Consider the following 19,875-nt stretch of genomic DNA (forward strand, 5'->3'; position numbering starts at 1 on the left):
GTCACCCGGCCCGGGCGGCTGACTCGGCCTGCTCCATGGCCTTGCGGATGCGTTTCTCCGAGACCGGTGTGGGGGTGCCCAGCTGCTGGGCGAAGAAGCTCACCCGCAGTTCCTCGATCATCCACCGGATGTCCCGTACGGCCTTGGCGTCGCGCTCTTCGGGCTTCAACCGGTCGAGCAGGTCGCGGTACTCGTCCTCGACGTCGTGCACGCGGTGCATCCACTCACGGTCCCGACGGGGATCGTCGGGGAGCTTGTCGAGGCGGCGCTCGACGGCACGCAGGTAGCGCTGCACGTCGGGCAGCCGGTCGTAGCCCGTCTCGGTGACGAACCCGTCGTGCACCAGCCCGTCGAGCTGGTCGGCGATGTCGGCCTTGAGGTCGGCCGCGCCGCCGCCCAGCGCGCCGAGCCGGTTCTGCGCCGCGTGCCAGGCCGCCAGGACGCGCTCCACCCGGGAGACGACCTCCTCGGTCGTCTCGAACAGCGAGGCGCGCACATGGTCGCGCAGCCGCTCGAACCCGGCCTCGTCCCAGACGGGCCCGCCCGCCTGGGCCATGAGCTTGTCGGCGGCGCACGCCATGCAGTCGTCGAACAGGGCGGCGGCCCCGCCGTGCGGGCTGCGGCTGAGAGCGAGCTTCTGCGCGGTGGTCAGGGTGCGCAGGATGGCCTTGGCCGGGTTGACCACGTTGAGCAGCACCAGCCTCCTGGTGCCCGCCCACATGGCCCGGTCGCGCTCCCGCTCGGTCTCGAACATCCGCACGGCGACGCTCGTGCCCTTGTCCACCAGGGCCGGGTAGGCGCGCAGCCTGCCCTGCTCGAACACCTTCGGCAGCGTGCCGATCGTCCACCCGTGCAGGCCGTCGCGTTCGAGGTCGTCGGCGGCCTTCGACAAGGTGGCGCGCAGCTTGGGCGCGAGCCGCCGCTTGAGCGCCTCCAGGTCCTTGTCCTCGTCCACCGTCCGCTTGCGGTCGTCGATCACCCGGTAGGTGATCCGCAGATGGGCGGGGAGCTGGTCGAGGGCCCACGCGTCGCGCGGCACCTCCACCCCGGTCAGCACCCGCAGCTCGCGCTCCAGCGCCTCGAGGAGCGGCTCGCCGCCGGGCCGTACGCGTTCCAGCACGGCCTTGGCGTAGTTGGGGGCGGGCACGAAGTTGCGGCGCAGGTTCTTCGGCAGCGACCGGATGAGCGCGGTGACGAGGTCCTCGCGCAGGCCGGGGATCTGCCAGTCGAACCCGGTCGGGTCGACCTGGTTGAGCACGGCCAGCGGGATGTGGACGGTCACGCCGTCCGCCTCGCCCGTCTCCACCGCGCCGGGCTCGAAGCGGTAGGTCAGCCGCATCCGCTGGCCGTTCTGCCGCCAGGCGTCCGGGTAGTCCCCGGCGCTGACCCCGGCGCTGTCGTTGACCAGCATCTCCGGCGAGAACGTCAGCAGGTCGGGCTCGTCCCGCGACGTCTTCTTCCACCAGCTGTCGAAGTGCCTGCCGGAGACCACGTCGGCCGGGATCCGCCGGTCGTAGAAGTCGAACAGCGTCTCGTCGTCCACGAGGATGTCGCGGCGGCGGGCCTTCTCCTCCAGCCGCTCGACCTCCTCCAGCAGCTTGCGGTTCTCGTGGAAGAACTTGTGGTGGGTGCGCCAGTCGCCGTCGACCAGCGCGTGCCGGATGAACAGCTCCCGGCTCAGCTCGGGGTCGATGCGGCCGTAGTTGACCTTCCGCTCGGTCACGATCGGCACGCCGTACAATGTGACCTTCTCCAGCGCGACCACGGCGGCCTGGTCCTTCTCCCAGTGCGGCTCGCTGTAGGTGCGCTTGACCAGGTGCTGCGCGAGGGGCTCGATCCAGTCCGGCTCGATCTTGGCGTTGACCCGGGCCCACAGCCGGGAGGTCTCGACCAGCTCGGCCGACATCACCCACTGCGGCTGCGACTTGGCCAGGGCCGATCCGGGGAAGATCGCGAAGCGGGCGTTGCGGGCGCCGATGTACTCCGTGATCGGCCGGCGGCCCTCCTGCCTGCGCTTGTCGACGACGTCCTTGACGCCGATGTGCGACAGCAGGCCGGCCAGCAGCGACTGGTGCACGCGCTGGGGATCGGCGGGCGCGCTGTTCGGCACGACGTTCAGCGTCCTGGCCACCTGGCGGAGCTGGCTGTCGATGTCCTGCCATTCCCGCACGCGCAGGTAGTTGAGGAACTCCGCCTTGCACAGCCGCCGGAACGCGCTGGACGACAGCTCCTTCTGCTTGTCGCGCAGGTAGTTCCAGAGGTTGAGGTAGGTCAGGAAGTCGGACTCCTTGTCGGCGAAGCGGCGGTGCTTCTCGTCGGCCGCCTGCTGTTTGTCGGCCGGCCGCTCGCGCGGGTCCTGGATCGACAGCGCGGCAGCGATGATCATCACCTCGCGGGCGCAGCCGTTCTTGTCGGCTTCGAGCACCATCCGGGCGAGGCGGGGGTCCACCGGGAGCTGGGCCAGCTTGCGGCCGAGCGGCGTGAGCTGCGTCCCCTTCCCGGCCTCCCGGGCCGCGCCCTTGTCCGCGAGGGCGCCCAGCTCGATCAGCAGGTTGACGCCGTCCCTGACCTGGCGGCCGTCCGGCGGCTCCACGAACGGGAACGCCGCGATGTCCCCCAGGCCGAGCGAGGTCATCTGCAGGATGACGCTCGCCAGGTTCGTACGGAGGATCTCCGGGTCGGTGAACTCCGGCCGGGAGAGGAAGTCCTCCTCGGAGTAGAGCCGGATGCACACGCCGTCCGACGTACGGCCGCAGCGGCCCTTGCGCTGGTTGGCCGACGCCTGGGAGATCGGCTCGATCGGCAGCCGCTGGACCTTCAGCCGGTGGCTGTAGCGGGAGATCCGCGCCGTGCCCGGGTCGACCACGTACTTGATGCCCGGCACGGTCAGCGAGGTCTCGGCGACGTTGGTGGCCAGCACGATCCGCCGGCCCCGGTGGGACTGGAAGACCCGGTGCTGCTCGGCGGCCGACAGCCGCGCGTACAGCGGCAGGACCTCCTCGGGACGGCCCTTGAGCGCGTCGGCGGTGTCGCGGATCTCCCGCTCGCCGCTGAGGAAGACCAGGATGTCGCCCGGCCCCTCGGCGCACAGCTCGTCGACGGCGTCGACGATGGCCTGGGTCTGGTCGTCGTCCTCGTCGACCGGGCGGTAGCGCACCTCGACCGGGTAGGTGCGCCCGGACACCTCGATCACGGGCGCCGGCTCCCCGCCGGGTCCGGCGAAGTGCCGGGCGAACCGCTCGGGGTCGATGGTCGCCGAGGTGATGACGACCTTGAGGTCGGGCCGTTTGGGGAGGAGCTGCTTGAGATAGCCGAGGATGAAGTCGATGTTGAGGCTGCGCTCGTGCGCCTCGTCGATGATCAGCGTGTCGTACTGCAGCAGGAGCGGGTCGGTCTGCATCTCGGCGAGCAGGATGCCGTCGGTCATGAGCTTGACCAGGGTCCCGTCGCTGGAGTGGTCGGTGAAGCGGACCTTGTAGCCGACCGCCTCCCCCAGCTCGATCGACAGCTCCTCGGCGATGCGCTCGGCGACCGTGCGGGCGGCGATGCGGCGCGGCTGGGTGTGGCCGATGAGCCCGTGGACCCCCCGGCCGAGCTCCAGGCAGATCTTGGGGATCTGGGTGGTCTTCCCCGAGCCGGTCTCGCCGGCCACGATTACGACCTGGTGGTCCCTGATGGCCGCGAGCAGGTCGTCCTTGTGCCGGCTGACCGGCAGCTCGGGAGGGTATCGGAGGGCGGGGACGGCCGCGCGGCGCGCGGCCACGCGGCGTTCCGCGGCCTCCACGTCCCCCGCGATCTCCTCGACGACGGACTGGCGGGCGGCGCGGTCGCGGACCCGGCGCATGCCGTCGAGACGGCGGCGCAGCCTGCGCCGGTCGCGCAGCATCAGGTCGGGAAGGCGGGCCTGGAGATCGGCGAGCGTGTTCATTCCATGCTCAAGGATAGGCAACGCCCCCCGCCGATCTGCCAGCCGTTTTTCCGGCGGCCCTTCCGGGGCGGGTCAGGGGCGGCGCGGCGGCTGGTACTTGTATCCCACGTTGCGGACCGTGACGATGCGGCCCGCGTGCCGGCCCAGCTTGCGGCGCAACCGCAGAACGTGCACGTCGACGGTACGGCCGCCCTCGTCGTCGTACCTGTCCCAGACGGCCGCCATGAGCTGGCGGCGGTTGTAGACCCGGCCGGGCGCCGAGCTGAGGTAGTCGAGCAGCTCGAACTCCCGGAAGGTGAGCTCGATCTCCTCGCCGCCGGCCCGGACCACCCGCGCGGCCCGGTCCAGGACCAGCTCCTCCTCCTCGGCGAGGACCGCCCGCCTGGGCGGCGGGGCCGTACGCTCCCGCGCGACCGCCGCCTCCGGCGCGACCGCCGAGCCCCCTGCGGGCACCAGGTAGCCCACGATCATCAGCACGGCGCCGGTCTCCGGCACCGGCAGCACGCCGAGCACGGATCCCTGCCCGAGATCGGGGGGCTCATGGCCCTGCTCGCGCCTGCGCTCCACAAAGTCGATCACGTTCTGGTGGGACATGCCCTCTCCTTGCCTCGTGGCGTACCGGACGGCGGTGACCGCGGTCGTCAACAGGCGGCGGCGCAGACGCGCAGCAGGTCGATGTGCCGGCGCTGGGTCAACCTCCCCGAGGGGTTCATGGGATCATCATGGCAGCGAAATTACCCGCTGTCCAGGTAGGAATAAGGGAGATCTATCGCTCAGGAGACGCGCGCGGCCCCCGCGGCCGCCATCGCGGCGCCGATGATCCCGGCCTCGTTCCGGAGCACGGCGGGCATCACCGGGGTGTCCCCGAGGTCGACGTACGGCAGGAACCTGCCCGCCTTCTTGCTCACGCCCCCACCGACCAGGATCAAGGTGGGCGACAGCAGGTCCCGCATGTGCCGGAGGTACTCCTCCACACGCCCGGCCCACTTCTCCCAGCCCAGGTCCTCCTCCTCGCGCACCCGGTCGGAGGCGCGGTGCTCGGCCTCCTTGCCGCGGATCTCGACGTGGCCGAACTCGGTGTTGGGCACGAGCGCGCCGTCCACGAAGAGCGCGCTGCCGATGCCGGTGCCGAAGGTCAGCATGAGCACGACCCCGCGCCGGTCGCGGCCCGCGCCGAAGGTCATCTCGGCGACGCCGGCCGCGTCCGCGTCGTTGAGCACGACCGCCTGCTCGCCGAACAGGTCGGCGCCTTTCACTCCGATCCACGACCTGTCCACGTTGGCCGCCGTCCTGATGACCCCGTCGAGGACCACTCCGGGGAAGGTGACGCCCATCGGGCCGGTCCAGGAGAAGTGCTTCGCGATCTCGCGTACGGCCTGGGCGACGGCCCCCGGCACGGCGGGCCGCGGCGTCGGGATGCGCAGGCGCTCCCGGGTGAGCACGCCGGCGGCCGTGTCCACCGTGGCGCCCTTGATCCCCGAGCCGCCGATGTCGATGCCCAGAACTTCCATGTCATTCCTCCTGGTCCGGCTGCACGGCTACCCAGCCGCCCTCACCTCATGCGCGGTCGCGAGTATCGCACGGCGTCATGAGCCGAGCCGGGTTACGGAAGGACAGGCCGGGTACGCCCCGAATCGGGGCAAATCACCACAAGGGGGACACGCATGATCAGGACACTCCACAAGATGGGACTGCGCTCCAATCACATGTACAGCGCCGCTCTGGGGTCAATCGGCATGTCGATCGCCTCATGGGTCGTCTCGAACAAGTACGAGGCGGCCGGCATCGAACGCGCCGACCGCTGGGCGTTGTTCGTCGGCGAGTGGGCGCCGACCTTCTTCGCGATGGGGATCGCCCTGCGAATGGAGGAGATGGCCCAGGAGAAGGGGCAGGAGACCCCCGAGTGGCAGGAGCAGAGCAGCGACATCCGCCGCCCCACCCGCGCCGGCGTGTAGCGAGGGCGGGCAAGGGCTTCCACGAGCGGCCCGGAGGGACCTTGACGGCCCCTCCGGGCCGCTGCGTGACCGCCCCCCGCCCGTCCCGGTGAGCGTCAGGCCACGGCCCGCAGGTGCTCGTGCGCCCAGTCCTCGAAGGTGGTGAGCGGGATGCCGAGGGCCCGCGCGTACTCCGGGCGGGCGGGCTGACCGGCCACGTCGATGAATTCGTGGGCGGCGGCGCCATAGCCCGGCATCCCCGCGGCGACCGCCTCCTCCACGGTCATGTCGGGTGCGGTCAGCTCGGTGCCCAGCGCCCGGGAGAGGACGGCGGCGATCTCACTCATCGACCGGTGGTCACTGGCCAGTTCCAGCTCGACGCCGTGGAACCGCTCCGGTGCGGCGAAGGCCGCCGCGGCCGCGGCGCCGATGTCGCGGACCGCGACGAGGGAGAGCCGGGTGCCGGGCTTCAGCACGGTCGCGATGCCCCCCTCGACGCCGCGGGGCAGCAGGTACGCCGCGGACGGGAGGAAGTTCTCCATGAAGAAGCCAGGCTTGATGATCGTCCAGTGGGTGAAGCCCGCCTCACGCACGCGTTCCTGGGCGGCGGCCTTGGCGGCGAGGGCGGGCGCCAGCGACGCCCAGCGGCCCTCGGCCCAGCCGGGGGCCTCGGTGTGCCGCCCCGCGCCGGTGACGGACGTGTGCACGAACTGCGACACGCCCGCGGCCAGCGCGCCTTCGACCAGGTTGACGGCCTGGACCAGCTCGCCCTCGAAGTCGAAGGCGCCTTCCCGCAACGCCGGCATCTGCACCGAGAAGACGGCCCGGGCTCCTCGCGCGGCCCTGATCACGGAGTCACGGTCGAGGAGGTCGCCGGTGACCAACTCGGCGCCGAGCGCTTCGATCGCCCTCGACCGTTCGGTCGCGGGGTCGCGGACCAGCGCCCGGACGGGCACGCCGTTCGCCAGCAGGGCACGGGCGGTGGCGCCCCCCTGTTGTCCGGTGGCGCCGGTGACCAGAACGGGTGCGGAATCGATTGCCATGAGGCCCTCCCGGGGCGAGCGCAAGAAACGGCGGGGCCCGCCGTTTATGCGTCGGTACAATACGGCGGGCCCCGCCATTTAGCAATCGATGAGGTGACACCATGCCCGTCCAGCGTGCGGACGCCCGGCGCAACTACGCGCGCCTGCTCGCCGTGGCCAAGGAGGCGATCGCCGCGGAGGGCCCCGACGCGTCCCTGGAGCAGATCGCCCGCACCGCGGGAGTCGGATCGGCCACCGTGCGCCGGCACTTTCCCGATCGCCAGTCGCTGCTGGAGGCGGTCTTCCGCGAACGGGTCGAGGCCCTGTGCGCCCACGCCGGCGAGCTGACCGGCAGGGCCGACACCCGGGCCGCGCTGCTGGAATGGCTGAGCGCCGTCCTCGCGGACGCCGCGACCATCCGGGGGCTGGCCACCGCGCTGGCCCGCGACCGGGCGGCCGGCCCCGGCGCGGCGCACGAGCACTGCTGCTCGGCGCAGCTCACCGAGGCGGGCGCCCCGCTGGTGCGCCGCGCCGCCGACGACGGCGCGCTGGCACCTGGCGTGACCATCGGCGACCTGCTCGCTCTGATCACCGGCATCGCCCTGGCCATGGAACACCACCCGGACTCCGACGCCGACGCGCAACGACTCCTCGGCCTGTCCATGGCGGGGATCAGCCCTCGTCAGGGGTGATGGAAGTCGGCATGCCGGTGCTCCGTCAGGGCCTGCGCGCGTGACCCCCGATCCCGCGGCGGTCGCCCGCTGGCTGCGCACGCGGCCCGCCCGCGCGGCCGGCACCCGCGTCCTGGCCGTCGAGGGCCGCTCGGGCGCGGGCAAGTCGACGCTGGCCGCCGCCGTGGCCGCGGCGCTCACCGCGCCGGTCGTCCGCATGGACGACCTGTACGACGGCTGGGACGGCCTGCAGGCCGGGGTGGACGCCCTGCTGGAGTGGGTGCTGCGTCCGCTGGGCCGCGGGGACCGGGCACGCTGGCGGCGCTACGACTGGGCTCGGGGCCGTTACGCCGAATGGCACGAGCTCCCCGGGGCGGACACCGTCGTCATCGAGGGCGTGGGCTGCGGCGCCCGCGAGGCGGGGCCGTACCTGAGCGGGCTGGTGTGGCTGGAGGCCGCCGAGGAGGTCCGGCGGGCGCGGGCGCTCGCCCGCGACGGCGAGGTGTACGCACCCCACTGGCGGCGCTGGGCCGAGCAGGAGGAGCGGTACTACGCCCGCCACGACGTGCGCTCCCGGGCCGGCCTCGTCATCGTCACGGGGTGAACCGCCTCGGGAACCGACCGCTGCCGTCGTCCCCGGCCTGCGGCCCTTCAGGAGCGGATGCGCACGCCGAGCTCGTCGAGCCGCGTGAGCAACTCGGCGGGGTCGGCGTACACGCGGAAGGCGCCGGCGCGCTCCAGCTCGTCCCTGCCGTAGCCGCCGGACAGCAGCCCGACGCCCAGCGCGTCCGCGCGCCGGGCGGCCAGCATGTCCCACACGCTGTCGCCGACGGCCAGGGTGAACCTCGGCTCGACGTCCAGCAGCGCGGCGCCCGCGAGGAACAGGTCCGGGTCGGGTTTGGCCCGGCGCACCTGGTCGCGGTGGACGAGCGGCACATCGGTCGGCAGTTCGAGCAAGTCCAGCGCGTGCCGGGCGGTGTCGGCCCGGCTGCTGGTCGCGATCGCCCAGCGGACGTCGTTGTCGGTCAGCCGCCGCAGCAGCTCGACCGCGCCCGGCAGCGGGCGCACCGAGTCGATCTGCTCCAGATACGCCTCGGCGTGCGCCTGCTGCAGGTCCTCGATCTGCTCGTCGTTCAGCGAGACGCCGGTCTCCCGCAGCAGCGCGTTGACGAGCAGGCCGCCGCTCATGCCGATCCGGCGGTGGACGCGCCACACCGACAGGTCGATGCCGACCCCGCGAAGAGCGGTGCGCCAGGCGATGACGTGCTGGTAGACGCTGTCGATCAAAGTGCCGTCGAGATCGAAGAGGAAGGCCGGGACGGGCGGCTCCGGGTAGTCGAATCGCGTGTTCATCCGGGCAGTTCTCACCGGCCGGCGCCCGCCGAAACACGTCCGGCCGTATTCACCGCGCCGGGCGGACCGAAACCGCGGAGACCGCGCTCAGCCGAGGCCGGCGCGGTACTCCTCGTCGGTCACCGGCCCGTGCCAGTGGGTCTTGCCGCTCGCCGTGACGGCGATGTGCACCAGCGTGTCGTCGTCGACGGCACCGTGCCAGTGCTTCTCGCCCGGCTGGACGTGGACCCAGTCGCCCGGCCCGATGGGCGTGCCCCTGGTCTCGCCCCAGCGCGTCACCACCCCGCGTCCCGACAGCACGTACAGCGCCTGCTCCCCGTCGTGGGTGTGCCAGCCCGAACGGGCCTGCGGGTCATAGGAGAAACGCTGGGCGCGCAGGCCGTCCGGCTCCACCTCCTTCAGCGTCTCCGCCTCCCACACGCCGTCGGTGAACCTGTCCGGTCCCGGCCGGGTGGCCTTGATCTCGCCTTCGCGTACGAATCTCATCGCGCACTCCCTTCGTCTCGGGCCGCGTCACGCCGGCGCCGCCCGCACCCATCGGCGATCGCCGCCGAGGAAACCCTCCATCGTGAGCCCGGCCTCGCGCAGCAGTTCCCCGAACCGGTCGTCGGTACGGCGCCTGCTGACGAACGTGTGCGTCCATCGCCGGTCCCCCACGACGTACTCCATCGTCGCGTCGAGCAGATCCGGCCCGGGGCGGCTCACGTCCGTCATCCGGACCACCCGTCCGTCGCCGCGCCTCTCCCACGGCCCCACCGTGTCGTACCACTCGGGCAGCTGGCGTTGGAGGATCACGCACCCGTCCGGCGCGACGTGACGGCGGCAGGTCCGCAGGAACGCCCGGCACAGGTCGTCGTCGGCGGTGTCGATCACGTACGACATCAACAGGACCACGTCGAACCGCCGGGACAGGGACAGATCCTGGATGCGGGACAGGACCGTCTCCGCCCCCTGGACGCGCGCGAGCATCTCGCGCGACTCGTCCACGGCCACCACCTCGTGGCCGAGCGCGACAAGGGCGTGGGTGATCCGGCCCGCCCCCGCGCCGAGTTCGAGGATCGCCGCGCCCTCGGGTATCGCGGCGTGGACGATCTCGGGTTCGCCGTCGGGCGTGAGCGTCGCGTAGTAGTCGACCGCGCACCCGTCCGGAGTGATCGGGCCGGGACCGGTGCCGTGATAGATCCGTTCAGGCAGCATGATCACCATCCTGCATCACGAGTGCGGCGGTGGCCCCACTGTGGCGATTTGTCCGATTCGTGCCGGGTATTTCTTCCATGATGAGTTCTGCCGGACGGAGGTGACAGGCATGAGCGTTCCGATGCGACGGGAGTCCAGAGGTCTCGTTCCCGACCTGTTCGACCTGCTGGAGGCGCCGATGGCCGCGCTGCGGCCCATGGCCGGGCAGCAGATGCGGCTTGAGGACTACGTCAAGGACGACCGGTACGTGCTGCGCGCCGAACTGCCCGGGATCGACCCGGACAAGGACGTGGAGATCAGCGTGTCGAACGGGGTGCTGACCATTCACGCGGAACGGCGCCACGAGGAGCGGCAGGCGCACCGCACCGAGTTCCGGTACGGAGCCTTCACCCGGTCGATCGTGCTGCCGCAGAACGTGGACGAGAACGACGTGAAGGCCACCTATGACAAGGGGATCCTCGAGGTGAGCGTGCGGCTCGCCGAGGAGCGGGAGGAGCGCAGGCGAATCCCGATCGAGAAGCCGGGAGCCGGGCGGCCGCAGAGCTGAGGCCGCCCACGCCGGGCCCGTCCACGCCGCGGGGACGGGCCCGGGTCGTGTCCCCCGGCCCGCAGCGCGTCCCCGGAGCGCGCCCTGACGGCTCGGCGCCCTGAGGACACCGCTCGGGACGCTCAGGAGGACCCCGCTCAGGACGACGACGGGGACCGCACGACGGCGACCGGGCACTCGGCGTGGTGCAGCACTCCCCGGCTGACCGAGCCGAGCATCGCCGAGCCCAGCGCGCCCCGGCCGTGGGAACCGACCACGAGCAGGCCCGCCCCGCGCGAGGCCTGGACGAGCGCGTCGACCGGGTGCCCGTAGACGATCTCCTCGCGCACCGGCACCTCGGGACACCGCCCGCGCGGGTCCGCCAGCTTCTCCCGGCTCACACGCCGGTGGGCCTCGCGCACCTCCTCCACGTCGTAGGTGATCTCGGGCGCGAGCGGGTGGGCGGGCAACTGCCACGCGTGCACCGCCCGCAGCGCGTCGCCGTGCGCCCTGGCCTGCTCGAAGGCGTAGGCCAGGGCGGGCTCGCATTCGGGCGAGTCGTCCACGCCCACCGCGATCTCCCCCCTGCCCCCGCTCCACCCGGGCCGTACGACGACGACCGGGCAGGGGGCGTGACCGGCGACGTGGGTGCTGACCGACCCGACGACGATGCCGGCGAAGCCGCCGAGTCCCCGGCTGCCGAGCACGATCTCGACGGCCTCCCTGGCCTTGTCGCGCAGGACCCTGGCGGGGATGCCCTCGATGATCTCCGTACTGATCTTCACGTCCGGCTGCCGCTCGCGGGCCACCGCCTCCGCCGCGGACAGGGCCCGCTCGGCGTGGGAGGTGAGCGGGTCGCCGCCGGAGACGGGGAACTTGGGGATGCCGTACGCCCAGTGGTCCACGACGGAGACGAAGCGCAGCGGGCAGCCGCGGCGGGCGGCGTCGTCCGCGGCCCACCGGACGGCGGCCGTCGCGGCGGGCGAGCCGTCGGTGCCGACGATGATCGAGCCGGACATGGGCGCTCCTTCCCGGCCTGTGCCTTCCTCACCTGGCCTTTCCATGTCACCATCCGCGGCGACGGCGCTCCAGGGCCGCAGGTCCTCATTCCCGGGGCCGATGCCGGGGCCGTCGGGCCGGGAGGGATGCTGGAGTCCTGGAGGTGGTCCGACATGGAATCGAAGCGCTGGACCGTCGAGATCTTCGTGAACGAGGACGACAACGACGACGTCACCACCGCGACCGCCGTGCTGTACACGCCCGCGGGACGACGCCACGAGAGCGTCGGCCGAGCCCGCCGCAACCCTGCCGACCGGCCCGTGCCGGAAATCGGCGACGAGCTCGCGGCCGGACGGGCCCTCGCCGACCTGGGGGCGAAACTCATCGGGGACGGTGCGGAGGACGTGGCCCAGCTCGCGGGCCCCGCCTACGAGTCGTACTGAGACCCCGGCCCGGGTCCGGCGGCGGCCTGCGCCCGCCGGGGCCGGAGCGCGGGGGACGGGCCCGCCGGTGAAGCCGGATCCCGGGGGCTCCGCGGCGAGCCCCCGGAGTCCGGCCGCACGTCCTCATTCCGCCGGGCCGGCCGGGTCCTCGCCGAGGAGCCCCGCGGCCCGCATCTCCTCCCTCAGCCAGGCCATCGCCGCCTGCTCGTACGCGGCCTGGCCCGCCCCCGCGACCGGAGTGCCGTTCGCCGTGCGCGGGCCGGCGGGAACGTCACCGGCCGCGCCGTCAGGTGCGCGGCCCCCGCCGGAACCGGGCGCGTACGGCCGCCGCGCGGGCGTTCCCCTTCGCTTGGCCCCCGGCCCGGAGCCGCCGGCGTCGCCCCGGTCGGCCGCCGGGACGCCACCGGCCGCGGCGGCCCGGCCGCGCGAGCCGCCGGGCGCGAGACCGCCGGGCACGAGACCCCCGGGCACCGGCCCGTTGGGCGTCGTGCCCCCGCTGTACGCCGCCTGCGGCGCCATGCCGGGCCGCGGCGCCATGCCGGCAGGCACCCCCGGGCCCGCCTGGCCGGAGTCGCAGTCGCCGCCCGGCCCCCAGGCATCCGGCACGAGCAGTCCCGCGCCGGTCATCTCGGCCGTCAGCTGCCCGAGCAGCGTGTCCGCCTCGACCGGCTCGGGGGTGATCTGCGCGAGGGCCGGCGCGAGCGCGCGCAGCGCGTTCGGCATGCCCGCGCCGGTGCGGTGGAGATCGCCGAGGTTCAGCGGGACGCAACTCGACCTGATGATGTGGAAGAGATGGTCGACCCGCCGCGCGTCCCGCCCGATGTAGGGACCCCGGAAGTCGCCATGGTGCGCGAGCACCAGCGCCGCCAGGCCTGCGACGTGCGGCGCGGCCATCGAGGTGCCGTCCAGCGCGGCGTACCCGTCCGGCGGCACCGCCGACAAGACGGCCACGCCCGGGGCGCACACGTCGACCTCGGGGCCGTGGCAGGTGAAGCGCGGCGAGAAGTAGCCGTCGCCGGTCATCGGCCCGCGGATCTCGGCCTCGTGCGCGGTGCCGGGCGGGAACGCGTCGGCCTTGCCGACGGCCGCGACGGTCAGCACGCCGGGCAGGGTGCCGGGGAAGCCGACCGGTCCCCCGTCGTTGCCGGCGGCCACCACGCACGCCACGCCCGCCTCGCGCGCCTGCTCGATCTTCGCGGCGACGAGCGGGGAGTGGTGCCTGCTCGCCAGGCTCAGGTTGACCACGTCGATCCGCTGCTCGACGCAGTAGTCGAGCGCCTCGATGAGGTCGCTGAACCGCCCGCCCGGGAAAATCTTGCACGCGTGCACCTCGGCCTCGACGGCGAAGCCGACGACGCCGCGGCCGTCGTCCGCGCCGGAGACGACGGCCGCGCAGTGGGAGCCGTGGTAGGCGGCGTCGACGGACCAGCCGTCCGGCTCGCCGCCCACGAGGTCGATCCCGGCGCGGACGCGCTCACGCAGGTCGGGATGCCGCACGTCGGCCCCCGAGTCGACGACGGCGATCCTGACCCCCGCCCCGCGCAGCGTGGGCGGGAGGCGGTCGAGGTTCATCGCCTGCTGGCCCCAGCCGAAGACCTGCTTGCCGGGGAAGCCGTCGAAGGTATCCGACAGGCGCGTCGGCTCGATCAGGTTGTCCCGGGTCGTGGACAGGGCCGGGCGGTCGATGTGCACGCTCCAGTAGCCGGAGCGCGGCCGGACCGTCACCCCGCTGATCGACTCCGGGGTCTCCCCGACCATCGTGACCATCGCGCGGCCGTCGGCCCCGGTGGACGTCTGGGCGGGCCAGCCGTGCCCGGTCACCAGGACGCTCGCGCCGGGCAGCGGCGTGCCGTCGGCGTCCCTGACCAGGAAGGCGAACGTGCTCTCCACGCCCGGCGGCACCACCGCCGGGGCGGGCCGCCGCCTGCGCGGCGGCCGGGGCACGTCGCTGTAGGTGAGCAGCCGGTCCCGCTCGAAGTAGAGCTGCGGATACTGCCGCCGCAGCGCCTCGACGTGCTCGGCGGTCATCTCCGCCACGACCACAGCGGGGAACCCGGGCGCCTGAGCCCCCGGGTTCCCCGCCGTCCCCCGCAGGCGGCGCAGCACGCGCACCTCGGGGTCGTCCTCCAGCAGCCTGCGCACCGTGTCACCGTCGAGAGCCGGCGCGGCCGCTCCCGGCGCCGCCGGATGCGACTGGGGCAGCGCGGCCACCATGTAGCGCCGCGGCCGGGGCTCCACCGGCTGCGGCGCCTGGCGGGACGCCTGCCGCCCCCGCGGGGACGCCGGGCGCGGCTCCTCGCTTCCGTCCTTGGGCTTGTCGTTACTGGTCACCACGTCTCGACTCTCCCCAGCTCAGGCTGGTGTGGCCGGCCGCGCTCCGTACGGCGCGGCGGGCAGTTCAGGCTCTGTCATCCCATTCGCCGCTCTCGGGACGGCGGGGGCCCGGACCGGCCGCCGGCCGGTCCGGGCCACCGAAGTGATCACGTCACAGCAGTGGAACCGTGGGCCGTCCGGGGGTGACCACGCCGAGCGCGAACTGGATCTGCGCCAGGCACGCGTCGTACCGCCCGGCCCGGTACAGCTGTACCGCCTGCACCAGCAGCGGGATGATCCCCGCGACCTGGGGCGCCTGCGGGAGTGACGCCTGCAGCCAGCCGTACAGCCGCTGGAGCGTCACGGCGCAGTGCGCCTGTAGCGGCGCGACCGGCGCCGGATGCCCCGTCACGACTCCCACGGCCGGGGGCGTCACCGGACCCATCCCGGGACCCATCGACTCCACGGTGTTCCTCCGATCAGAGAGCGGCACCGGCCGGCACCGGGACCTGCTGCGCGGCCTGCTGGTGCGGCTGGCCGTAGGCCTGGCCATAGGCCTGGCCGTAGACCTGCGACAGCGACTGCGTGGTCAGCGGGACCTGCTGCCCGTACGCCGCCTGGACGTGCTGGGGCATCACGGGCTGGATGCCGAGGTGCTGGGCCTGCTGGCCGGGGTGCTGCGCGTACGCCTGGGTGGCGTACGGCTGGCCGTAGACCTGCGGGATCTGCTGGGCCTGGGCCTGGATCGCCTGCAGCGCCTGCAGAACCTGCGGCGGAAGAACCTGCTGCTGAACCTGCTGCTGGAGCTGCTGCTGGATCTGCTCACGGACCTGGTGCTGGTAGAGCACGCCCTCCAGCATCTGGCGGGCCGCGGGAGCGCCGTACCGCACGCTGTACCGCGCGACCTTGGTCCAGAAGGTCACCGGGCTCACCAGGTGCTCCTGCGGAAGGATCTGCTCCTCCTGCTGGATCATCGCCAGCGGCGACAGCTGCTGCTGCGCCCCCGGGATCTGCTGACCGAGCTGGAGGGGCGAGATCTGCTGCTGAGCGCCGTACCCCAGCATGGTCGCCATGGATGCGGGGTTCATAGTGGTGAACGTCATTGTCACTCCTTCGGAGCCAGTAGGTCCGGCCCATCGCCGATGTGATTACATCGCGTGACAGATCAGTCGCACAACGTTATAGGCGTAATGAGTGACTAAGGCTGATTTGAGACTTGAGCACCGACACGTCTCTTTGCCTTGACAAAAATATTCGTCGGAAGCCATGCTGGGGACATGAAGGATGTGGCGGTGATCGAGGACCCGGCGGCGGCGGAGGCCTCCCTGGATCCGATCCGGGTGCGGTTGCTCGCCGAGCTGGCGGAGCCCAACTCGGCGACGATGCTGGCGGCCAAAGTCGGGCTGCCGAGACAGAAGGTGAACTACCACCTCAAGACCCTGGAGCGGCACGGCCTCGTGGAGCTGGTCGAGGAACGCCGCAAGGGCAACGTCAACGAGCGGGTCATGCGGGCGACGGCGGCGTCGTTCGTGATCTCTCCCGCCGCGCTGGCGTCGGTCGCGCCCGACCCGTCGCGCTCGCCCGACCGGTTGTCGGCGCGCTGGCTGCTGGCCCTGGCCGCCCAGCTCGTGCGCGACGTCGGCACGCTCATCACCGGTGCGTCCCAGGCGCGCAAGAAGCTCGCGACGTTCGCCGTCGACGCGCAGGTGCGCTTCGCCTCGGCCGCCGACCGGGCCGCGTTCGCCGAGGAGCTGTCGGCCGCCGTGGCCGCGCTCGTCAGCAAATATCACGACGAATCGGCCGAGGGCGGGCGCGAGCACCGCCTGGTCCTCGCCGTCCATCCCGCCGTCCCCCGGACGGTTTCCCCCCACAGTGACGAGGAGGCCTGATGGCCCACGAATTCGAGCTCAGCAAGGAAATCGAGCTGGACGCGACGCCCGAGCAGGTCTGGGAGGCCATCGCGACCGGCCCGGGCGTGGACTCCTGGTTCATGGGGCGCACGGAGATCGAGCCGGGCGAGGGCGGCCGTGGCCGGTTCACCATGTTCGGCGGCACCGAGACCTCCACCGTGACCGCCTGGGAGCCCGGCAAGCGGTTCGCGTACCGCAGCGATGAGAACCCCGACGGCCTCTTCATGGCGATGGAGTACCTCGTCGAGGGCCGCGACGGCGGCAGCACGGTCCTGCGCCTGGTCCAGCACGGCTTCCTCGGCGACGACTGGGAGACCGAGTACGAGGCGATGGTCACGGGCTGGGATCTGTACCTGCACAAGCTCGCCCAGTACCTCACGTACTTCCGCGGACGGCCCGTCACGGTCGTGTCCGCCGCCCGCCCCCACGCGCCGGAGAGCGAGAAGGCGTGGGCGGCGATCAAGGACGAGCTGGGCCTCGCCGGCACGGTCCGCGAGGGCGACCCCGTGCGGCTCGCGGTGGACGGCCTGCCCCCGGAGGACGGCGTCGTCGACTACGCGGCCCTGCCGGACTTCCTGGGCGTGCGGACCGCCGACGGCCTCTACGGGTTCATCCACTCGGGACCGAAGCGCGGGAACGTCGTGGTCCTCGGGCACCACATCTTCGCCGAGGACACCGGCCAGGAGCGGGCCGAGAGCGCCTGGCAGTCCTGGCTCGCCCGGCTCTTCTCCTGAGCACTCCTCCCCTGACACGCCGGACTCCCGACCGTGAAGGACCTGACGATGACGAACACCCCCGACCTCGAATACACCATCACCCGCGTCCTGGACGCTCCCCGCGAGACCGTCTTCAAGGCGTGGACCGAGCCAGAGCACTTCAGCCAGTGGTTCGGCCCGCACGGCTTCACCACTCCGGTCTCCCTGATCGCCATGGACCTGCGGCCCGGCGGCGAGTGGAGCGCGTGCCTCGTCTCACCGGAGGGCGCGAAGGCTCCTCTCGGCGGCGTCTACCGGGAGATCGCCGAGCCCGAGCGGCTCGTGTTCACCACCGGGGACCCCGACAACCAGGAGGGCGCGGTGGCGTCGGTCGCGACCGTCACGCTCACCGACCTCGGGGGGCGTACGCAAATGAGGTTCACGCAGGAGGGCTACAACACCGACGAGGCGCACGCGGAGGCCGCGAAGGCCGGCTGGCTCCAGTTCTTCGACCGGCTCGCCGGGCATCTCGCCTGAGGCATCCTGACCGTACGCGGCGTGCTCTGCGCGCCGCGTACGGCAGGCCTGTCCGACGACGAGGCCGAACGACGGCCGGCCGGCGGGACGGCCATGCATGGGCCGCCGTCAGGCCCAGATGGCGCAGGGGATGCCGTCGGAGAAGATTTCGGGGGGATCGGGCAGGGGCCGGGCCAGCCCGGCGGCCACCCTGAGGGCCGTCCAGGCGGCGGCGCCCGCGTCGAGCACGTCGTCCACCCCCGCCGCCGCCCCGGCCCGGCCGAGGCCGCCCGCGAGCACGACGCCCGCCGCCGCCAGCAGTTCGCGCCGGCGCTCGGCGCCCGCCCACGTCGTCTTCGGGTGCGGCAGGGGCTCCCCCGCGAGCCGGGCGAAGCTCAGCTCGGGGTGGATCTCGACGACCCGTCTGTCCGCCTCCCGCACCCAGCGCTCGACCTCCAGCAGCTTCTCCTTGAGCCCGAACGCCTGGCGGGAGACTCCTTCCCCGGTCAGGCGGCGGTTGACCGCCACGGCAGAGGGGTAGTCGCCGGTCTCCAGCGCGGCGCGCGCCGGGGTCATGAACACCGACCGCCACCGGGGACCGAGCTCCGCGCGCGCCAGCACGTCCGCCCGGCGGCGGCCCCGGCCCGGCGGACCACCGGGGTGGCCATCAGGGTGACCATCGGGCAGCCCGATCGGCATGTCCACGGCCACGACGGCGATCTCGCCGTCCGCGTCCGCCGCAGCGACCAGGTCGGCGATCCGGGCCGCGAAGTAGGCGCGCGCCGCGCCTACTTCGCCCGGGCCGGCGGGCGGGACCACCCCGATCCAGCCGGCCCTGCAGGCGTCGACACCGAGCACACGAACGTCGTTCATACGACCATGCTCAGCCCTGGCGAGGGACGACGTGGCCGAAGCGGAACAGGTTCGCCGGGTCGTACACCTCGCGCAGCTTCACCAGCCGCCGCAGCGTCTCCTCGGGCCAGGCCCGGGAGATCTGCTCGGGGGCCAGGGCGCCGCCCTGGAAGTTGATCTGCGCGCCGCCGGTGGACCAGGGCGCGGCGGCCTCGACCACGGCCTGTACGGCGGCGGGCACGGCCGTGTCCATCAGCTCGGGCACCGGCGCGCCGATGGCCAGCAGCGTGAAGGCGGCGTCACGCCCGCCCACGGCGTTCGGCTCCTTGGGCTGACGGGCGAGCGCGCCGCCGAGCTGACGCAGCTCGACCACGGCCAGCGGGACCTGCGCGGCCGGCCCGGCGACCGCGAGCAGCGCCTCCACGGTCTCGGCGGTCAGCTCGCGCAGCAGCGCGCCCCGCTCCGCGACGGGCATGGGCTGGGTCGGGTCCCGGTGGATGGAGTCGATCGCCGCGTACGGCAGCGGCCCGACGGCGTCGAGCACCGGCTCGGCCACGGCCCGCATGGGGGCCAGCAGCGCCTCGGCCTCCTGCCCCTCCCCCACGTGGGCGACCCGCAGGTGGACCACGAACTTGCCGCTGAGCTGCGGCGGCAGCTCGGGCAGCGGGGGCAGGCGCAGCAGCGCGACCGAGGTGGTGGTGGTCTCCGGCAGCGTCTCGGTCCAGGTGCGGTAGGCGTGCAGGACCCGCCCGGCGTCCTCGGCGGCGTAGAACAGGCCGCCGCCGTACAGGCCGGTGAGCGGAAGCAGGTCGACCGTGATCGAGGTGACCACGCCGAATCCGGCCTTACCGCCGCGCAGCGCCCAGAACAGGTCGGGCTCGCGGTTGGCGTCGGCGGTGCGGATCACGCCGTCCCCGGTGACGACGGTGAGCTCCCGCACGTGGTCGGCCGCGAAGCCGAAGGTCCGCGCGATCGGCCCGAGACCGCCGCCGAGCGTGAAGCCGACCACGCCGACGCCGGTCGCCGATCCGCACAGCGGAGCCAGGCCGTACGGCGCCGCGGCGGCGACGACCTCACCCCACGTGCAGCCCGCCGCGATCGTGGCGGTGCGGGCGGAGGGGTCCACCACGACCTCCCCCATGGCGCGGGTGCTGATCAGGACCGCGCCGTCGGCCGCCTGCACGGCGCCGTGGCCGGTCGACTGCACGGCCACGGGCAGCCCGTGCTCGGCGGCGAGCCGTACGGCGGCGGCCACGTCGCCGGCGTCCCGCGCCGCGACGACCACGGCGGGCCGGTGGCGCACGGCGAGATTGAACCCGGCGGCCTCCTCCTCGAACCCGTTCTGCCCCGGAGCCAGGACCCGGCCGGCGATCCGTCCCCGCAGCGCGTCTTCGATGGTGCTGTGCATGTCCGTCCTTCGGATGTCGTCGTCTGTGACGGGAACAGTTGTCGCATCGGGGTCTTGGTGTTCGCTTGCGCCGATCGGGCAGGTGTTCCTCCGGACGCCGAAAGGCCG

At 73.0% G+C, this 19,875-nt stretch carries 21 protein-coding genes; 8 read left to right on the top strand and 13 right to left on the bottom strand.

Annotated elements, in window-relative coordinates; all coding sequences use genetic code 11:
• Nucleotide 1 precedes the first annotated feature (1 nt).
• The 3 genes from hrpA to ppgK form a co-directional block, all read right to left on the bottom strand.
• On the bottom strand, nt 2-3,928 hold the full coding sequence (gene hrpA / locus ACWEQG_RS07750) for an ATP-dependent RNA helicase HrpA (RefSeq protein WP_452282708.1): 3,927 nt from the start codon (nt 3,926-3,928) through the stop codon (nt 2-4).
• Nucleotides 3,929-4,000: 72 nt separating this feature from the next.
• A complete protein-coding gene (locus tag ACWEQG_RS07755) occupies nt 4,001-4,522 on the bottom strand; it encodes a winged helix-turn-helix domain-containing protein (protein WP_452282710.1) in 522 nt (173 codons plus the stop codon).
• A 179-nt stretch (nt 4,523-4,701) separates the two neighbouring features.
• On the bottom strand, nt 4,702-5,439 hold the full coding sequence (gene ppgK / locus ACWEQG_RS07760) for a polyphosphate--glucose phosphotransferase (RefSeq protein WP_452282712.1): 738 nt from the start codon (nt 5,437-5,439) through the stop codon (nt 4,702-4,704).
• Nucleotides 5,440-5,592: 153 nt separating this feature from the next.
• Here ppgK and ACWEQG_RS07765 point away from each other — a divergent pair, with 153 nt between their 5' ends.
• The gene (locus ACWEQG_RS07765; RefSeq protein ID WP_363471199.1) at nt 5,593-5,883 is read left to right on the top strand and encodes a hypothetical protein; all 291 of its coding nucleotides are present in this window, start codon (nt 5,593-5,595) and stop codon (nt 5,881-5,883) included.
• Between the two features lie 95 nt (nt 5,884-5,978).
• Here ACWEQG_RS07765 and ACWEQG_RS07770 read toward each other — a convergent pair whose 3' ends face one another.
• Entirely contained in the window at nt 5,979-6,905 is a 927-nt protein-coding gene (locus ACWEQG_RS07770) for an NmrA family NAD(P)-binding protein (RefSeq protein WP_452282714.1), read from the bottom strand.
• A 101-nt stretch (nt 6,906-7,006) separates the two neighbouring features.
• On the opposite strand from ACWEQG_RS07770, the gene ACWEQG_RS07775 reads away from it, so the two are divergent.
• Together ACWEQG_RS07775 and ACWEQG_RS07780 are read left to right on the top strand one after the other, a co-directional pair.
• Complete coding sequence (locus tag ACWEQG_RS07775) at nt 7,007-7,576, top strand: TetR/AcrR family transcriptional regulator (protein WP_452282716.1); 570 nt, start codon at nt 7,007-7,009, stop codon at nt 7,574-7,576.
• Nucleotides 7,577-7,616: 40 nt separating this feature from the next.
• On the top strand, nt 7,617-8,159 hold the full coding sequence (locus ACWEQG_RS07780) for a hypothetical protein (RefSeq protein ID WP_452282718.1): 543 nt from the start codon (nt 7,617-7,619) through the stop codon (nt 8,157-8,159).
• Nucleotides 8,160-8,206: 47 nt separating this feature from the next.
• Here the strand turns inward: ACWEQG_RS07780 and ACWEQG_RS07785 are convergent, their stop codons facing one another.
• The 3 genes from ACWEQG_RS07785 to ACWEQG_RS07795 form a co-directional block, all read right to left on the bottom strand.
• Complete coding sequence (locus ACWEQG_RS07785) at nt 8,207-8,908, bottom strand: HAD family hydrolase (protein ID WP_452282720.1); 702 nt, start codon at nt 8,906-8,908, stop codon at nt 8,207-8,209.
• Nucleotides 8,909-8,995: 87 nt separating this feature from the next.
• Nucleotides 8,996-9,394: a cupin domain-containing protein gene (locus ACWEQG_RS07790; protein ID WP_452282722.1), complete on the bottom strand. Its 399-nt coding sequence runs from the start codon at nt 9,392-9,394 to the stop codon at nt 8,996-8,998.
• Nucleotides 9,395-9,421: 27 nt separating this feature from the next.
• A complete protein-coding gene (locus tag ACWEQG_RS07795; RefSeq protein ID WP_452282724.1) occupies nt 9,422-10,105 on the bottom strand; it encodes a class I SAM-dependent methyltransferase in 684 nt (227 codons plus the stop codon).
• Nucleotides 10,106-10,214: 109 nt separating this feature from the next.
• On the opposite strand from ACWEQG_RS07795, the gene ACWEQG_RS07800 reads away from it, so the two are divergent.
• Nucleotides 10,215-10,652 (top strand): Hsp20/alpha crystallin family protein, encoded by a 438-nt coding sequence (locus ACWEQG_RS07800; RefSeq protein WP_363471213.1) that lies wholly within the window; start codon nt 10,215-10,217, stop codon nt 10,650-10,652.
• A gap of 137 nt (nt 10,653-10,789) precedes the next feature.
• Here the strand turns inward: ACWEQG_RS07800 and ACWEQG_RS07805 are convergent, their stop codons facing one another.
• Complete coding sequence (locus ACWEQG_RS07805; protein WP_452282726.1) at nt 10,790-11,650, bottom strand: universal stress protein; 861 nt, start codon at nt 11,648-11,650, stop codon at nt 10,790-10,792.
• Nucleotides 11,651-11,803: 153 nt separating this feature from the next.
• Here ACWEQG_RS07805 and ACWEQG_RS07810 point away from each other — a divergent pair, with 153 nt between their 5' ends.
• The gene (locus ACWEQG_RS07810; protein ID WP_142645627.1) at nt 11,804-12,073 is read left to right on the top strand and encodes a DUF1876 domain-containing protein; all 270 of its coding nucleotides are present in this window, start codon (nt 11,804-11,806) and stop codon (nt 12,071-12,073) included.
• Between the two features lie 123 nt (nt 12,074-12,196).
• Here ACWEQG_RS07810 and ACWEQG_RS07815 read toward each other — a convergent pair whose 3' ends face one another.
• From ACWEQG_RS07815 to ACWEQG_RS07825, 3 genes are all read right to left on the bottom strand, one after another.
• Entirely contained in the window at nt 12,197-14,407 is a 2,211-nt protein-coding gene (locus ACWEQG_RS07815; RefSeq protein WP_452282728.1) for a S8 family serine peptidase, read from the bottom strand.
• A gap of 151 nt (nt 14,408-14,558) precedes the next feature.
• Nucleotides 14,559-14,843, bottom strand: a complete 285-nt coding sequence (locus ACWEQG_RS07820; protein WP_182906743.1) for a hypothetical protein — start codon at nt 14,841-14,843, stop codon at nt 14,559-14,561.
• A gap of 22 nt (nt 14,844-14,865) precedes the next feature.
• Nucleotides 14,866-15,489: a hypothetical protein gene (locus ACWEQG_RS07825; protein WP_452282730.1), complete on the bottom strand. Its 624-nt coding sequence runs from the start codon at nt 15,487-15,489 to the stop codon at nt 14,866-14,868.
• A 174-nt stretch (nt 15,490-15,663) separates the two neighbouring features.
• Here ACWEQG_RS07825 and ACWEQG_RS07830 point away from each other — a divergent pair, with 174 nt between their 5' ends.
• From ACWEQG_RS07830 to ACWEQG_RS07840, 3 genes are read left to right on the top strand one after another with little or no spacing between them, the layout of a single operon-like run.
• A complete protein-coding gene (locus ACWEQG_RS07830; RefSeq protein ID WP_452282732.1) occupies nt 15,664-16,275 on the top strand; it encodes an ArsR/SmtB family transcription factor in 612 nt (203 codons plus the stop codon).
• Nucleotides 16,275-17,030, top strand: a complete 756-nt coding sequence (locus ACWEQG_RS07835; RefSeq protein WP_452282734.1) for an SRPBCC family protein — start codon at nt 16,275-16,277, stop codon at nt 17,028-17,030. The genes ACWEQG_RS07830 and ACWEQG_RS07835 overlap by 1 nt, the downstream gene beginning before the upstream one ends.
• 48 nt (nt 17,031-17,078) lie before the next feature.
• Nucleotides 17,079-17,528, top strand: a complete 450-nt coding sequence (locus ACWEQG_RS07840) for an SRPBCC family protein (RefSeq protein WP_452282736.1) — start codon at nt 17,079-17,081, stop codon at nt 17,526-17,528.
• A gap of 108 nt (nt 17,529-17,636) precedes the next feature.
• Here the strand turns inward: ACWEQG_RS07840 and ACWEQG_RS07845 are convergent, their stop codons facing one another.
• Both ACWEQG_RS07845 and ACWEQG_RS07850 read right to left on the bottom strand, forming a co-directional pair.
• A complete protein-coding gene (locus ACWEQG_RS07845; RefSeq protein WP_452282738.1) occupies nt 17,637-18,380 on the bottom strand; it encodes a DUF429 domain-containing protein in 744 nt (247 codons plus the stop codon).
• Between the two features lie 10 nt (nt 18,381-18,390).
• Nucleotides 18,391-19,767 carry an FAD-binding oxidoreductase gene (locus tag ACWEQG_RS07850; RefSeq protein WP_452282740.1) on the bottom strand — a complete coding sequence of 459 codons (1,377 nt, stop codon included), beginning with the start codon at nt 19,765-19,767 and terminating at the stop codon, nt 18,391-18,393.
• Nucleotides 19,768-19,875: the final 108 nt, after the last annotated feature.

The organism is Microbispora sp. NPDC004025 (genome assembly GCF_053604425.1).